The sequence below is a fragment of the Thioalkalivibrio sp. ALE30 genome, assembly GCF_000377465.1.
Lineage (GTDB): Bacteria > Pseudomonadota > Gammaproteobacteria > Ectothiorhodospirales > Ectothiorhodospiraceae > Thioalkalivibrio.
This window is the reverse complement of record NZ_KB898181.1, coordinates 1-16,299: the sequence shown is the minus strand read 5'-3', so window position 1 is coordinate 16,299 and position 16,299 is coordinate 1. Positions and strand designations below refer to the sequence as shown.

The window sequence follows — 16,299 nt, the reverse complement described above, 5'->3', positions numbered from 1 at the left end:
TCCGCGCTGAAGGCGCTGGAAGGTGACGAGAGCGAAGTGGGCGCCCCGGCGATCTACAAGCTGGTGGAGGCGATGGACAGCTGGATTCCGGAGCCCGAGCGTGCCGTGGACGGCGCGTTCCTGATGCCGGTGGAAGATGTCTTCTCGATCTCCGGTCGTGGCACCGTGGTGACCGGTCGCGTCGAGCGCGGCGTGGTGAAGGTCGGCGAAGAAATCGAGATCGTCGGTATTCGCGACACCCAGAAGACCACCGTCACCGGTGTCGAGATGTTCCGCAAGCTGCTGGACCAGGGCGAGGCGGGCGACAACGTCGGTATCCTGCTGCGTGGCACCAAGCGTGACGACGTGCAGCGTGGTCAGGTGCTGTGCAAGCCGGGTTCGATCACCCCGCACACGCATTTCGAGGCCGAGGTGTACATCCTGGGCAAGGACGAGGGCGGTCGTCATACGCCGTTCTTCAACGGGTATCGTCCGCAGTTCTACTTCCGCACGACCGACGTGACGGGTTCGGTGGAGCTGCCGGAGGGCACCGAGATGGTGATGCCGGGCGACAACGTCAAGATGACGGTGTCCCTGATCAACCCGATCGCGATGGAAGACGGGCTGCGCTTTGCGATCCGCGAAGGTGGCCGCACCGTCGGCGCCGGCGTCGTCTCCAAGATCATCGAGTGATACAGTAGACAAGTTGACAGATCGACCGCGAGAGGCGGCGCCGGGTGCGTCGTCTCTCGCGTTTGTTTCTTGTCGATTCGATTTATAGGCCAGTAGCTCAATTGGCAGAGCAGCGGTCTCCAAAACCGCAGGTTGGGGGTTCGAGTCCCTCCTGGCCTGCCATCTTCCGGATGGCGGCAGCACCGGGTGATACGTATTCATGAGTGAACAATCGGAACAGACCGGCGTGCTTGATACCGTCAAGCTCGCGGTGGCCGTGGCGCTGCTGATTGCCGGCGTCATGGGCTTCTATTGGTTCCAGGACGAATCCACTCTGATTCGCGTCCTCGGGCTGCTCGCCGTTGTGGGGGTCGCCATCGGCATCGGGATGACGACCGCCAAGGGCAGCCAGCTCGCCGGCTTCATGGGCAACGCGCGCACCGAGGTGCGCAAGATGGTGTGGCCCACCCGCGTCGAGACGACCCAGACCACGCTGATCGTCATTGCTGTCGTGATCCTGGTGGGGATCTTCCTCTGGCTCCTGGACATGTTCCTGGGCTGGGGCATCAGTCGGTTCATCGGATAAGCATCAGGATTCTCGACCATGGCACTACGCTGGTACGTCGTACAGGCATTCTCGGGTTTCGAGGCGCAGGTGAAGCGGTCCCTGGAGGAGCGCATCGAGCGCTTCGGCATGCAGGATCACTTTGGCGAGATCCTCGTCCCCACCGAGGAGGTCGTCGAGATGAAGGACGGCCAGAAGCGCAAGAGCGAACGCAAGTTCTTCCCCGGCTACGTGCTGGTGCAGATGGACCTGAACGACGAGGCCTGGCACCTGGTGAAGGCCGTGCCGCGCGTGCTCGGCTTTATCGGCGGGACGGCCGATCGCCCGGCCCCGATTAGCGACAAGGAAGCGGACGCCATCCTGCAGCGCATGCAGGAAGGCGCCGAGAAGCCGCGCCCGAAGGTCCTGTTCGAGGTGGGCGAGATGGTTCGCGTGATCGATGGGCCGTTCAACGACTTCAACGGCGTGGTCGAAGAGGTCAACTACGACAAGAGCCGCCTGCTGGTGGCCGTCCAGATTTTCGGCCGCTCGACGCCCGTGGAACTGGAGTTCCACCAAGTCGAGAAAACCTGACCGACGCGCAAGCGTCGTTACCTGCTGATCGGGGAGCCGCGAGGCGTTCGCACCCGAGGGAGTTCTCATGGCAAAGAAAATCGAAGCGTATATCAAGCTTCAGGTCCCGGCCGGCAAGGCCAACCCGAGCCCGCCCGTGGGCCCCGCGCTGGGTCAGCGCGGTGTGAACATCATGGAGTTCTGCAAGGCGTTCAACGCGCAGACCCAGGAAATGGAGCCCGGTCTGCCGATCCCGGTGGTTATCACCGTGTACGCCGATCGCAGCTTCACGTTCATCACCAAGACGCCGCCGGCGGCGATCCTGCTGAAGAAGGCCGCGGGCATCCAGTCCGGGTCCGGTCAGCCGAATACCAACAAGGTGGGTACGGTCACCCGTGCCCAGCTGGAAGAGATCGCGAAGACCAAGGAACCCGACCTGACGGCGGCGGATCTGGATGCCGCGGTCCGTACCATTGCCGGTAGTGCCCGCAGTATGGGCCTCGAAGTGGAGGGTCTCTGACATGGCAAAGCTTTCCAAGCGTATGCAGGCCATCCGCGAGAAGGTCGAACCGACTCGTCTGTATCCGGTGACCGAGGCCTTTGATCTCCTGCGGGACCTGCCCAAGGCCAAGTTCCGCGAGTCGGTCGATGTCGCCGTGAACCTGGGCGTTGATCCGCGCAAGTCCGATCAGGTGGTGCGTGGTTCCACCGTGCTGCCGCACGGCAACGGCAAGACCGTTCGCGTGGCCGTGTTCACCCAGGGTGCCAACGCCGATGCGGCGAAGGAAGCTGGCGCCGACGTGGTCGGCATGGACGACCTCGCCGAACAGGTGAAGGCCGGTCAGATGGACTTCGACGTGGTGATCGCCTCCCCGGACGCGATGCGCGTGGTGGGTCAGTTGGGCCAGATCCTCGGGCCGCGCGGCCTGATGCCGAACCCGAAGGTCGGCACCGTGACCCCCGATGTGGCCACCGCGGTGACCAACGCCAAGGGCGGTCAGGTGCGCTATCGCACCGACAAGGGCGGCATCGTGCACTGCACGATCGGCGCGGCGGATTTCGAATCCAGCGCGCTTGCCGAGAACCTGAACGCCCTGCTGGCCGATCTGGTCAAGATGAAGCCGGCGACCTCCAAGGGTCAGTACGTCAAGGGCGTGGTGGTCTCGACCACCATGGGTCCGGGCGTCAAGGTCGATCAGGGCTCGCTGAGCCTCTGAGCAACAACATTCGGTTTTTGGTCGGCTGTCGCGCAAGCGGCACGCCATCCAAGACCGCAGGCGCGGGGCCTTCGGGCCCGGCTTAATACCCCAGCCTGCGCAGATGGTGTCACCCGATTCAGGAAGTACCTGCGACGGGAGCACCGCAGTACCGGGTTCGCCCGGTTTCACGACCGCCTTCGGGTGGTCTTACTAGAGGAGAGTCAACGTGGCTTTGAATCTCGATGACAAGAAGGTGATTGTCTCGGAACTGGCTACGGTTGCTGCCTCGGCACATTCCGCGGTCGCCGCGGAATATCGGGGTCTCTCGGTAGCGCAGATGACCGACCTGCGTCGGCAGGCACGGTCCTCCGGTGTCTATCTGCGAGTGGTGAAGAACAACCTCGCCAAGCGTGCCATTGAGGGGACGGATTTCGAGTGCATGCAGCCCGAGCTGCATGGCCCGCTGATCCTGGCCTTCAGTGAAGAGGAGCCCAGCTCCGCCGCGCGCCTGGTGAAGGACTTCGCCAAGGAAAACGATCAGCTGAAGGTCCGGCTGGTGTCCTTTGGTGGGCAGCTCATGGGGGCGAATGATCTCGATCGCCTCGCGAGCCTGCCGACGCGTGAAGAGGCCCTTGCGCAGCTTCTCGCCACCATGAAGGCGCCGCTCGACAAGTTCGCCCGTACGGTGAACGAAGTCCCCGGCAAGCTGGTGCGTACCGTTGCAGCAATCCGTGACCAGAAACAGGCAGCCTGAACCCTTACCGCCTTTTTCTGCAGCAAGTACTGAATGAATTCGGGTACGACCCGTTAGGAGAGTTAGAAATGGCCGTTTCGAAAGAAGATATCCTGGAAGCCATCGGCAACATGACGGTCCTCGAGATCGTGGACCTGATCAGCGAGATGGAAGAGAAGTTCGGCGTGTCCGCCGCTGCCGCCGTCGCGGCTGCCCCGGCCGCTGCCGGTGGCGGTGAAGCCGCCGCCGCCGAAGCCAAGGACGAGTTCGACGTCGTGATGTCCAGCTTCGGCGACAACAAGGTCGGCGTGATCAAGGTCGTGCGCGGCCTGACCGGTCTGGGTCTGAAGGAAGCCAAGGAAATGGTCGAAGGCGTTCCGGCGACCGTGAAGGAAGGCGCGCCGAAGGAAGAGGCCGAGAAGATGAAGACGGAACTGGAAGAAGCGGGCGCCACCGTCGAACTGAAGTAAGAAGGCGCTTGCGCCTGTTGTTTTCGTGTACATCACGAAGCCCTGAGGCTGGCGGCCGTTTGGTCGTCAGCCTCAGCCCGTGGTGGCGCGGGTTTTGTTCCGCGTTGTTCAGCTAGCCTCCGAGGTAAGCCATGGCCCTCAGTTATACCGAAAAGAAACGTATCCGCAAGGACTTCGGGAAGCGTCCCCAGATCCTCGACGTCCCGTACCTGCTCGAGACCCAGTTGACGTCCTATCGGGATTTCCTGCAGGCGGACCAAGCGCCGGACGGGCGTGACTCCCTGGGCCTGCACGCGGCGTTTCAGTCGGTATTCCCCATCGTCAGCTATTCCGGTCATGTCCAGCTCGAGTACGTGAGCTACCGCCTGGGCGAGCCGATGTTCGACGTGAAGGAATGCCAGATCCGTGGTGTGACCTATGCGGCCCCGCTGCGCGTGCTGCTGCGCCTCGTGATCCACGACAAGGAAGCCCCGGCGGGCTCCACCGTGGTCAAGGAGGTCAAGGAGCAGGAGGTCTACATGGGCGAGATGCCACTCATGACCGAGAACGGCACCTTCGTCATCAATGGCACCGAACGCGTGATCGTGTCGCAGCTGCACCGCTCCCCCGGTGTGTTCTTCGACAGCGACAAGGGCAAGACGCAGGGCAGCGCGCAGAAGCTGCTCTATAACGCCCGCATCATTCCGTACCGCGGTTCCTGGCTGGACTTCGAGTTCGACGCCAAGGACGGGGTATACGTGCGCATCGACCGTCGCCGCAAGCTGCCGGCGTCGATCCTGCTGCGCGCACTGGGCATGGATACCGAAGAGATCCTGGCCACCTTTTTCGAATTCAACCAGCTCACCCTCGACGAGGATGGTGGCGAGCTGGACCTGATCCCCGAGCGCATGCGCGGCGAGACCGCCGTGGTGGATATCACCGACGGTGACAAGGTCATCGTCGAGGCGGGTCGCCGCATCACCCCCCGTCACATCCGGGAGATCGAGAAGGCCGGCATCAGCACCCTGCGGGTGCCGGACGAATACCTGCTGGGTCGTGTGCTGGCCAAGGGCGTGGTGGACGAGTCCACCGGCGAACTGATCGCCGGCGCCAACGACGCCCTGACCCAGGAACTGCTGGACAAGCTGCGCGCCGAGGGTGTGAAGACCCTGCAGACGATCTACACCAACGACTACGACCATGGTCCGTACATGTCGGACACCCTGCGTCTGGACCCGACCAAGACGCAGCTGGAGGCGCAGGTCGAGATCTACCGCGTGATGCGCCCGGGCGAGCCGCCGACCAAGGACGCCGCGGAGAACCTGTTCTCCAACCTGTTCTTCTCCGAGGATCGCTACGACCTCTCCGCCGTGGGCCGCATGAAGTTCAACCGTCGCGTGGGTCGCGAGACCGACGAGGGCGAGGGCGTGCTGTCGCCGGAGGACATCCTGGATGTGCTGAAGGTCCTGATCGACCTGCGCAACGGCAACGGTCGCACCGACGACATCGACCACCTGGGCAACCGCCGCATCCGCAGCGTGGGCGAGATGGCCGAGAACCAGTTCCGTCTGGGCCTGGTGCGGGTCGAGCGCGCGGTCAAGGAACGTCTGACCGTCGCCGAGAGCGAGGGCCTGATGCCGCAGGAGCTGATCAACGCCAAGCCGGTGGCGGCCGCGGTCAAGGAGTTCTTCGGGTCCAGCCAGCTGTCGCAGTTCATGGACCAGAACAACCCGCTGTCCGAGGTCACCCACAAGCGCCGCATCTCCGCGCTGGGCCCGGGCGGCCTGACCCGCGAACGTGCCGGCTTCGAGGTGCGCGACGTGCATCCGACGCACTACGGTCGCGTCTGCCCGATCGAGACCCCGGAAGGTCCGAACATCGGCCTGATCAATTCTCTGGCGGTGTACGCCCGCACCAACCGCTACGGCTTCCTGGAGACGCCGTACCGCAAGGTCGAGGACGGCAAGGTCACCGAGGAGATCGTCTACCTCTCCGCGATCGAGGAGAGCCAGTACGTGATCGCCCAGGCGAACGCGGCCATGGACGACGAAGGCCGTCTGAGCGACGACCTCGTCTCCTGCCGTCACCAGGAAGAGTTCACGATCTCGACCCCGGACAAGATCCAGTACATGGATATCTCGCCGAAGCAGATCGTGTCGGTGGCGGCCGCGCTGCTGCCGTTCCTGGAGCACGATGACGCGAACCGCGCCCTGATGGGTGCGAACATGCAGCGTCAGGCCGTGCCGTGCCTGCGTGCCGACAAGCCGCTGGTGGGCACCGGCATCGAGCGCGCCGTCGCCATCGACTCCGGCTCCGCGATCGTCGCCAAGCGCGGCGGGACTGTGGACTCGGTCGATGCCGGTCGCGTGGTGGTCCGGGTCAACGACGACGAGACCGTGGCCGGCGAGCCGGGCGTGGACATCTACAACCTGACCAAGTACTCGCGTTCCAACCAGAACACCTCCATCAACCAGCGGCCGCTGGTCGCGGTGGGCGACGAGATCGCCCGGGGCGACGCGATCGCGGACGGCTCCTCCACCGACATGGGCGAGCTGGCGCTGGGCCAGAACATGATGGTCGCGTTCATGCCGTGGAACGGCTACAACTTCGAGGACTCGATCCTGATCTCGGAGCGCGTGGTGCAGGAGGACCGCTACACCACCATCCATATCGAGGAGCTCAACTGTGTCGCCCGCGACACCAAGCTGGGCCAGGAAGAGATCACCGCGGATATCCCGAACGTCTCCGAGTCCCTGCTGAACAAGCTGGACGAGTCCGGCGTCGTGTATGTCGGCGCCGAGGTGAATCCGGGTGACATCCTGGTGGGCAAGGTCACGCCGAAGGGCGAGACCCAGCTGACGCCGGAAGAGAAGCTCCTGAGGGCGATCTTCGGCGAGAAGGCCTCCGACGTGAAGGACACCTCCCTGCGTGTGCCGTCCGGCATCGAGGGTACGGTGATCGACGTGCGCGTGTTCACCCGCGACGGTGTGGAGAAGGACGCCCGCGCCAAGTCGATCGAGGCCGACGATCTCGCCGCCGTGCAGAAGGACCTGAAGGACCAGCTGCGCATCTACGAGGACGATATCTACGCCCGCGTGGAGAAGCTGCTGGTCAACAAGACCGCCGCCGGCGGGCCGGACGGCCTGGGTGACGGCTCCAAGGTCACCAAGAAGTACCTGCAGGGCCTGTCCCGCGACAAGTGGTTCGAGGTGCGGCTGAAGGACGACGCGGTCAACTCCCAGCTGGAGGACCTTGGTCGTCAGATCCAGGACCAGCACGAGGCGTTCGAGAAGAAGTTCGAGCACCAGAAGGCCAAGCTGGCCGCGGGCGACGACCTGCCGCCGGGCGTGCAGAAGATGGTCAAGGTGTACGTGGCCGTGAAGCGTCGCCTGCAGCCGGGCGACAAGATGGCCGGTCGCCACGGCAACAAGGGCGTGATCTCGATGATCGTGCCGGAAGAGGACATGCCGTTCCTCGAGGACGGGACCCCGGTCGACGTGGTGCTGAACCCGCTGGGCGTGCCCTCGCGCATGAACGTCGGGCAGGTGCTGGAGGTTCACCTCGGGTGGGCCGCCAAGGGCCTGGGCGACAAGATCAACCGCATGCTCGAGGCGCAGGCCGAGATCGCGAAGCTGCGCGAGTTCCTCGACAAGATCTACAACCACCGCGAGCGCAAGGTGGACCTCGACTCCATGTCGGATGCCGAGATCATCACCCTGTGCAAGAACCTGCGCGGTGGCGTGCCGATGGCGACGCCGGTATTCGACGGTGCCGAAGAGGCCGAGATCAAGGAGATGCTGCGGCTGGCGGACCTGCCCGAGACCGGGCAGGCCCAGCTCTACGATGGCCGCACCGGCGACGAATTCGATCGCCCGGTTACCGTGGGCTACATGCACATGCTGAAGCTGAACCACCTGGTGGACGACAAGATGCATGCGCGTTCCACCGGCCCGTACTCGCTGGTCACCCAGCAGCCGCTGGGCGGCAAGGCGCAGTTCGGCGGTCAGCGCTTCGGCGAAATGGAGGTCTGGGCACTGGAGGCCTACGGCGCCGCCTACACCCTGCAGGAGATGCTGACGGTGAAGGCGGACGACGTGCAGGGCCGTAACAAGATGTACAAGAACATCGTTGACGGTGAGCACCACATGGAGGCCAACGTCCCCGAGTCGTTCAACGTGCTCATGAAGGAGATCAAGGCGCTCGGCATCAATATCGAGCTCGAGCAGGACTGATCTTCTCCGATCCGATTGTGATCCGACGGGGCGTGCGCGCCCCTCGAAACCAAGTTTGTGAGGCAAGCGAATGAAAGACCTCCTGAATCTGTTCAAGCAGCAGACCCAGCCGGAAGAGTTCGATGCGATCCGCATCGGACTGGCGTCCTCGGACCAGATCCGTTCCTGGTCCTTTGGCGAGGTGAAGAAGCCGGAGACCATCAACTACCGGACCTTCAAGCCGGAGCGTGACGGCCTGTTCTGCGCGAAGATCTTCGGGCCGGTGAAGGACTACGAGTGCCTGTGCGGCAAGTACAAGCGCCTGAAGCATCGCGGCGTGGTCTGCGAGAAGTGCGGCGTCGAGGTCACCCAGACCAAGGTGCGCCGCGAGCGCATGGGGCATATCGACCTGGCCTCGCCGGTCGCCCATATCTGGTACCTGAAGAGCCTGCCGTCCCGCATCGGCCTGCTGCTGGACATGACCCTGAAGGACATCGAGAAGGTGCTCTACTTCGAGTCCTTCATCGTGACCGATCCGGGCTTCACCACGCTCGAGAAGCGCCAGCTCCTGACCGACGAGGAATACCTCGAAGCCATGGAAGAGCACGGCGACGACTTCACCGCGCTGATGGGCGCCGAGGCCGTGCTGAGCCTGCTGAAGGAGATGGATCTGCCGGCCGAGGCTGCCAAGCTGCGCCAGGAGCTGGCCGAGACCGGCTCCGAGACCAAGATCAAGCGTCTGGGCAAGCGGCTCAAGCTGGTCGAGTCCTTCCTCGAGTCCGGCAACAAGCCGGAGTGGATGATCATGAAGGTCCTGCCGGTGCTGCCGCCGGACCTGCGTCCGCTGGTGCCGCTGGACGGTGGCCGCTTCGCGACCTCCGACCTGAACGACCTGTATCGCCGGGTGATCAACCGTAACAACCGGCTGCGCCGCCTGCTGGAGCTGAACGCCCCGGACATCATCGTGCGCAACGAAAAGCGCATGCTGCAGGAGTCCGTGGATGCGCTGCTGGACAACGGGCGTCGCGGTCGTGCGATCACCGGCACCAACAAGCGCCCGCTGAAATCCCTGGCCGACATGATCAAGGGCAAGCAGGGCCGCTTCCGCCAGAACCTGCTGGGCAAGCGCGTCGACTACTCCGGTCGTTCCGTGATCGTGGTCGGTCCGACTCTGCGCCTGCACCAGTGCGGCCTGCCCAAGCGCATGGCGCTGGAACTGTTCAAGCCGTTCATCTTCGGCAAGCTGCAGCGCCGTGGCCTGGCCACGACCATCAAGGCCGCCAAGAAGGCCGTGGAGAAGGAAGGCCCCGAGGTCTGGGACATCCTCGAAGAGGTGATCCGCGAGCACCCGGTGATGCTGAACCGTGCCCCGACCCTGCACCGCCTGGGCATCCAGGCCTTCGAACCGGTGCTGATCGAGGGCAAGGCGATCCAGCTGCATCCGCTGGTCTGTGCCGCGTTCAACGCCGACTTCGACGGTGACCAGATGGCCGTGCACGTGCCGCTGTCGCTGGAGGCCCAGCTGGAGGCGCGCACGCTGATGCTGTCCTCCAACAACGTGCTGTCGCCGGCCAACGGCGAGCCGATCATCGTGCCGTCGCAGGATATCGTGCTGGGTCTGTACTACCTGTCGCGCGAGAAGGTCAACGCCAAGGGCGAAGGGATGACCTTCTCCGACGTGGACGAGGTGCACCGCGCCTACGAGCACAAGCAGGTGGACCTGCATGCGCGCATCACCGTGCGCATCGCGGACACCATGGCCGACGTCGCCGAGGGCGAAGCGCTCCCGTCCATGCGCGTGGAGACCACGGTCGGTCGCGCGATCCTGTCGCGCATCATGCCCAAGGGTCTGCCGTTCGAGCTGATTGATCGCGAGCTGAACAAGAAGGCGATCTCCGGGCTGATCAACTCCTGCTACCGCCGCCTGGGCCTGAAGGACACGGTCGTGTTCGCGGACCAGCTGATGTACGCGGGCTTCTACTACTCCACCCGTGCCGGCGTGTCCTTCTGCGCCGACGACATGGTGATCCCGGACGAGAAGCACCCGATCCTGCAGGGCGCCGAGGACCAGGTGAAGGAGATCGAGGATCAGTACGCCTCGGGTCTCGTCACCAAGGGCGAGCGCTACAACAAGGTCGTGGACATCTGGTCGCACTGCAATGACCAGGTCGCCAAGGCCATGATGGAGCGCCTCGGCAAGGAGCAGGTCACCAACAAGGACGGCGAAACGGTCGAGCAGAACTCGTTCAACTCGATCTTCATGATGGCCGATTCCGGCGCGCGTGGTTCCGCCGCGCAGATCCGGCAGCTGGCCGGCATGCGCGGCCTGATGGCCAAGCCGGACGGCTCCATCATCGAGACGCCGATCACCGCGAACTTCCGCGAGGGTCTGAACGTCCTGCAGTACTTCATCTCGACCCACGGGGCGCGCAAGGGCCTGGCCGATACCGCGCTGAAGACCGCGAACTCGGGTTACCTGACCCGTCGCCTGGTGGATGTCTCCCAGGACGTTGTGGTGACCGAGCCGGACTGCGGCACCGAGCAGGGCCTGTTGATGAAGCCGATCATCGAGGGTGGCGACGTCGTGGAGCCGCTGCGCGATCGCGTGCTGGGGCGTACCACCGCGGTGGACGTACTCCGCCCGGGCACTGACGAGGTGCTGGTGCCCGCGGGCACCCTGCTGGACGAGGCCATGGTGGACACCCTGGACGGCGCGTCGGTGGACGAGGTGCTGGTGCGTTCGGCGATCACCTGCGAGACCCGCCAGGGCATCTGCGCCAAGTGCTACGGGCGTGATCTGGCCCGTGGCCACGAGGTCAACGCCGGGGAGGCCGTGGGCGTCATCGCCGCGCAGTCGATCGGCGAGCCGGGTACCCAGCTGACCATGCGTACCTTCCACATCGGCGGGGCCGCGAGCCGCGCGGTGACGGTCAGCGCGATCCAGGTGAAGAACTCCGGGGCCGCGCGTCTGCACAACCTGAAGACGGTCACCAACAAGGCCGGTAACCTGGTCGCGGTATCGCGTTCCGGCGAGCTGGGCGTGATCGACGATCAGGGCCGTGAGCGCGAGCGTTACAAGATCCCGTACGGCGCGACCATCACGGTCCATGATGGCGACACCGTCGAGGCCGGCCAGGAGGTCGCGACCTGGGATCCGCATACCCATCCGATTGTCACTGAGGTGGCCGGTAACATCCGTCTGGCGGATTTCGTCGAGAACGTCACCGTCACCAAGGAGACCGACGAGTTCACCGGGCTGTCGTCCAACGTGGTGCTGGATCCGAAGAGCCGCTCGTCGGCCGGAAAGGACCTGCGCCCGACGGTCAAGCTGCTGGACGACGACGGCAACGAGGTGTACATCCCGGGCACCGACATGCCCGCGCAGTACATGCTGCCGGCCAACGCGATCTTCAACCTGGAGGACAACGCCCGGGTCGAGGTCGGTGACGTCATCGCGCGCCTGCCGCAGGAGTCCTCCAAGACCCGTGACATCACCGGGGGTCTGCCCCGCGTGGCCGACCTGTTCGAGGCACGCCGTCCGAAGGAGCCGGCGGTGCTGGCGGAGATCTCGGGTACCGTGTCGTTCGGCAAGGAGACCAAGGGCAAGCAGCGCCTGGTGATCACCCCGGACAAGGGCGACCCGGTCGAGATGCTGATCCCGAAGCTGCGGACCGTGAACGTCTTCGAGGGCGAGCGCGTGGAGCGTGGCGAGGTCGTAGTCGATGGCGAGCTGGATCCGCACGACATCCTGCGCCTGCGCGGTGTCACCACCCTGGCCGAGTACCAGGTGCAGGAGATCCAGGACGTCTACCGCCTGCAGGGCGTGAAGATCAACGACAAGCACATCGAGGTGATCGTCCGCCAGATGATGCGCAAGGTGAACATCGTGGACGCCGGCGATACCAAGTTCCTCGCCGGGGACCAGGTCGATCGCGTGCGTGTCCTCGAGGAGAACGAACAACTGGGTGCGGATCAGCAGCCGGCGACCTACGAGCGCGTGCTGCTCGGGATCACCAAGGCCTCGCTGGTCACCGAGTCGTTCATCTCCGCGGCCTCCTTCCAGGAGACCACCCGCGTACTGACCGAGGCGTCCACCCGGGGCGCCCGCGACGACCTGCGCGGTCTGAAGGAGAACGTGATTGTCGGGCGCCTGATCCCCGCCGGGACGGGCCTCGCCTACCACAAGGAGCGCCGTCGCAAGCGCGCGCTGGAAATGCCCGAGTTCGAGGCGGTCGAGGAGACCCAGGCGGCCACCGCCGAGTCCGAGCCCGCCACCACCGATCCGGGTACCGCGGAAGACGGGTCCGAGTGACCCGTCCCATCTTGACACTCACGGGGGCGGCGATTAGAATTCCGCTCCCTCGACAGGCCGGTCTCGGCGCCGGCCTGTCGTTATTTTTAGGCTAGGAGAAAGGGTTTCATGGCCACGATCAACCAGTTGGTACGCAAGCCCCGCAAGCGCCCCGTCGAAAAGAGCGATGTGCCGGCGCTGCAGGGTTCCCCGCAGAAGCGCGGGGTCTGCACCCGTGTCTACACGACCACCCCGAAAAAGCCGAACTCGGCGCTGCGCAAGGTTGCGCGCGTGCGGCTGACCAATGGCTACGAAGTCAGTAGCTACATCGGCGGGGAAGGCCACAACCTGCAGGAGCACTCGGTGGTCCTGATCCGTGGCGGCCGCGTGAAGGACCTCCCGGGTGTGCGCTACCACACGGTGCGCGGCAGCCTGGATACCCAGGGCGTGCAGAAGCGTGCCCAGGGCCGGTCCAAGTACGGCACCAAGCGTCCCAAGAAATCCTAACCGAGATCCAGTCCGGGAACTGAAACATGTCTAGAAGAGCAGCTGCCCCCAAGCGTCACATCCTCCCCGACCCGAAGTTCGGAAGCGAGCGCCTGGCCAAGTTCATCAACACGGTCATGCGTGACGGCAAGAAATCCGTCGCCGAGCAGGTCGTGTACGGCGCCCTGGACCAGATCGAGTCCAAGCAGGGCGACGGGATGGGCGCGCTGGAGCGTGCCCTGGACAACATCCGTCCGCGCGTCGAGGTCAAGTCGCGCCGCGTCGGTGGCGCGACCTATCAGGTTCCGGTGGAAGTCCGCTCGGTGCGTCAGGACGCGCTGGCGATGCGCTGGGTGGTCGAGGCCGCCCGCAAGCGTGGCGAACGGACCATGGCCCTGAAGCTGGCTGGCGAACTGATGGACGCCGCCGACAGCAAGGGCTCGGCCGTGAAGAAGCGCGAAGACACTCACCGCATGGCGGAAGCGAACAAGGCGTTCGCCCATTTCCGCTGGTAAATCTGTTTAGAGAGGCTCACCGTGGCACGCAAGACCCCACTTAAGCGCTACCGGAACATCGGGATCAGCGCGCACATCGACGCCGGCAAGACGACGACGACCGAACGCATCCTGTTCTACACCGGTCTGTCGCACAAGATCGGCGAGGTGCATGACGGTGCAGCCGTGATGGACTGGATGGAGCAGGAGCAGGAGCGCGGGATCACCATCACCTCCGCGGCGACCACCAGCTTCTGGTCCGGCATGGCCAAGCAGTTCGACGAGCACCGGGTGAATATCATCGATACCCCCGGGCACGTGGACTTCACCATCGAAGTCGAGCGCTCCATGCGTGTGCTCGACGGCGCGGTCATGGTGTACTGCGCGGTCGGTGGCGTGCAGCCGCAGTCCGAGACCGTGTGGCGCCAGGCGACCAAGTACGCCGTGCCGCGTATGGCGTTCGTGAACAAGATGGACCGCGCCGGCGCCGACTTCCTGCGCGTCTATGAACAGATGAAGGAACGCCTGCAGGCGAACCCGGTCCCGATCCAGCTGCCGATCGGCGCGGAGGACCAGTTCAAGGGCGTGATCGACCTGGTGAAGATGCAGGCCATCTACTGGGACGAGGACAACTTCGGCATCTCCTTCGAATACAAGGATATCCCGGAGGAGCTCAAGGCCGAGGCCGAGAAGTGGCGCGAGAACATGCTCGAGGCGGCCGCCGAGGCCAACGAAGAGCTGATGGACAAGTACCTCAACGAGGGCACGCTCAGCGAGGAAGAGATCAAGTCCGCGCTGCGCCATCGCACCATCGAGCTCGAGATCGTGCCGATGCTGTGCGGCTCCGCGTTCAAGAACAAGGGTGTGCAGGCGATGCTCGACGCGGTCGTCGAGTACCTGCCATCGCCGGAAGAGGTCAAGGCGATCAAGGGCGTCAAGGCGGGCACCGAGGAGCCGGTCGAGAAGCACGCCTCCGATGACGAGCCGTTCGCCGCGCTGGCGTTCAAGATCATGACCGACCCCTACGTGGGCTCGCTGACCTTCGTGCGCGTCTATTCGGGCGTGCTGTCGGCCGGCGACTCGGTCCTGAACACGCAGAACAACCGCCGCGAGCGCATCGGCCGCATCCTGCAGATGCACTCGAACTCCCGCGAGGAGATCAAGGAGCTGCGCGCGGGTGACATCGGCGCCGTGGTCGGTCTGAAGGACCTGTACACCGGGACCACGCTGTGCGACCCGAACGACCCGGTCGAACTGGAGCGTATGGAGTTCCCGGATCCGGTGATCTCCATCGCGGTCGAGCCGAAAACCAAGACCGACCAGGAAAAGATGGGTATCGCGCTGAACAAGCTGGCGCAGGAAGATCCGTCGTTCCGCGTGCGGACCGACGAGGAATCCGGGCAGACCATCATCTCCGGCATGGGCGAGCTGCACCTGGAGGTGCTGGTCGACCGCATGAAGCGGGAATTCAAGGTCGAGGCGAACGTGGGTCAGCCCCAGGTGGCCTACCGCGAGACCATCCGCAAGACGGTCGAACAGGAAGGCAAGTTCGTGCGCCAGTCCGGTGGTCGCGGCCAGTACGGTCACGTCTGGATCCGCATCGAGCCGCTGGAGCCCGGCGAAGGCTACAAGTTCGAGAACGCCATCGTGGGTGGTGTGGTGCCGAAGGACTACATCCCGGCCGTCTCCAAGGGCATCGAGGAGCAGATGGCCAACGGTGTGCTCGCCGGGTATCCGGTCGAGGACGTCAAGGTCACCCTGTTCGACGGCTCCTACCATGACGTCGACTCCAACGAGATGGCGTTCAAGGTGGCCGGTTCGATGGCCTTCAAGGAAGGCGCCCTGAAGGCGGGTGCCGTGCTGCTCGAGCCGATGATGAAGGTCGAGGTGGAGACGCCCGAGGAGTACATGGGCGACGTGATGGGCGACCTCAATCGCCGCCGCGGTCTGGTGAAGGGCATGGAAGACGTGGCCGGCCAGAAGCTGCTGAAGGCCGAGGTGCCGCTGTCCGAGATGTTCGGCTACTCGACCCAGCTGCGCTCGATGAGCCAGGGCCGCGCGACCTACTCGATGGAATTCGAGAAGTACGCCGAGGCCCCCGCCCAGATCGCCGAGGCGGTTGCCGCCAAGGCGTCCTGATACCGAATTCGCGTTATTTGAAAGAACTGCAAGAGGTTTGAGCTGTGTCCAAGGAAAAGTTCGAGCGTAAGAAGCCGCATGTGAATGTGGGGACGATTGGTCATGTGGACCATGGGAAAACGACGCTGACGGCGGCGATGACGGCGGTGCTGGGCAAGAAGTACGGGAGCGAAGCCCGTGCGTTTGACCAGATCGACAATGCGCCGGAAGAGAAGGCGCGCGGGATCACGATTGCGACCGCGCACGTCGAATACGAAAGCGACATTCGCCACTATGCGCACGTCGACTGCCCCGGGCACGCGGACTATGTGAAGAACATGATCACGGGTGCGGCGCAGATGGACGGCGCGATCCTGGTGGTGTCGGCGGCCGATGGCCCGATGCCGCAGACCCGCGAGCACATCCTGCTGGCGCGTCAGGTCGGTGTGCCGTACATCGTGGTGTTCCTGAACAAGGCCGACATGGTCGACGATCCGGAGCTGCTGGAGCTGGTCGAGATGGAAGTTCGCGACCTGCTGTCCTCCTACGA

At 64.4% G+C, this 16,299-nt stretch carries 13 protein-coding genes and 1 tRNA gene; all 14 read left to right on the top strand.

Annotated elements, in window-relative coordinates; translation table 11 throughout:
* A partial coding sequence (locus D107_RS0113090) for an EF-Tu/IF-2/RF-3 family GTPase (RefSeq protein ID WP_018881309.1) occupies positions 1-672 on the top strand: 672 nt, incomplete at its 5' end.
* Between the two features lie 86 nt (positions 673-758).
* Positions 759-834 (top strand) — tRNA-Trp (locus D107_RS0113085).
* Between the two features lie 37 nt (positions 835-871).
* Positions 872-1,237 carry a preprotein translocase subunit SecE gene (gene secE, locus D107_RS0113080; protein ID WP_017940469.1) on the top strand — a complete coding sequence of 122 codons (366 nt, stop codon included), beginning with the start codon at positions 872-874 and terminating at the stop codon, positions 1,235-1,237.
* A gap of 18 nt (positions 1,238-1,255) precedes the next feature.
* Complete coding sequence (nusG, locus tag D107_RS0113075; protein ID WP_017940468.1) at positions 1,256-1,789, top strand: transcription termination/antitermination protein NusG; 534 nt, start codon at positions 1,256-1,258, stop codon at positions 1,787-1,789.
* A gap of 67 nt (positions 1,790-1,856) precedes the next feature.
* A complete protein-coding gene (rplK, locus tag D107_RS0113070; RefSeq protein ID WP_018867954.1) occupies positions 1,857-2,288 on the top strand; it encodes a 50S ribosomal protein L11 in 432 nt (143 codons plus the stop codon).
* Position 2,289: 1 nt separating this feature from the next.
* Positions 2,290-2,985 carry a 50S ribosomal protein L1 gene (gene rplA / locus D107_RS0113065; protein ID WP_018867955.1) on the top strand — a complete coding sequence of 232 codons (696 nt, stop codon included), beginning with the start codon at positions 2,290-2,292 and terminating at the stop codon, positions 2,983-2,985.
* A 214-nt stretch (positions 2,986-3,199) separates the two neighbouring features.
* Positions 3,200-3,721: a 50S ribosomal protein L10 gene (gene rplJ / locus D107_RS0113060; protein WP_018867956.1), complete on the top strand. Its 522-nt coding sequence runs from the start codon at positions 3,200-3,202 to the stop codon at positions 3,719-3,721.
* A gap of 68 nt (positions 3,722-3,789) precedes the next feature.
* On the top strand, positions 3,790-4,170 hold the full coding sequence (gene rplL / locus D107_RS0113055; protein WP_018867957.1) for a 50S ribosomal protein L7/L12: 381 nt from the start codon (positions 3,790-3,792) through the stop codon (positions 4,168-4,170).
* Between the two features lie 131 nt (positions 4,171-4,301).
* Positions 4,302-8,381: a DNA-directed RNA polymerase subunit beta gene (gene rpoB / locus D107_RS0113050; protein WP_018881648.1), complete on the top strand. Its 4,080-nt coding sequence runs from the start codon at positions 4,302-4,304 to the stop codon at positions 8,379-8,381.
* A gap of 70 nt (positions 8,382-8,451) precedes the next feature.
* Positions 8,452-12,672, top strand: coding sequence for a DNA-directed RNA polymerase subunit beta' (rpoC, locus tag D107_RS0113045; protein ID WP_018867959.1), 4,221 nt, complete (start codon positions 8,452-8,454; stop codon positions 12,670-12,672).
* Between the two features lie 108 nt (positions 12,673-12,780).
* Positions 12,781-13,158, top strand: coding sequence for a 30S ribosomal protein S12 (gene rpsL, locus D107_RS0113040; protein WP_017940461.1), 378 nt, complete (start codon positions 12,781-12,783; stop codon positions 13,156-13,158).
* 26 nt (positions 13,159-13,184) lie between these two features.
* A complete protein-coding gene (rpsG, locus tag D107_RS0113035) occupies positions 13,185-13,652 on the top strand; it encodes a 30S ribosomal protein S7 (protein ID WP_018175517.1) in 468 nt (155 codons plus the stop codon).
* Positions 13,653-13,673: 21 nt separating this feature from the next.
* Positions 13,674-15,770: an elongation factor G gene (gene fusA / locus D107_RS0113030; RefSeq protein WP_018881647.1), complete on the top strand. Its 2,097-nt coding sequence runs from the start codon at positions 13,674-13,676 to the stop codon at positions 15,768-15,770.
* 44 nt (positions 15,771-15,814) lie between these two features.
* On the top strand, positions 15,815-16,299 hold a 485-nt coding region (locus tag D107_RS0113025), incomplete at its 3' end, for a GTP-binding protein (protein ID WP_018881639.1).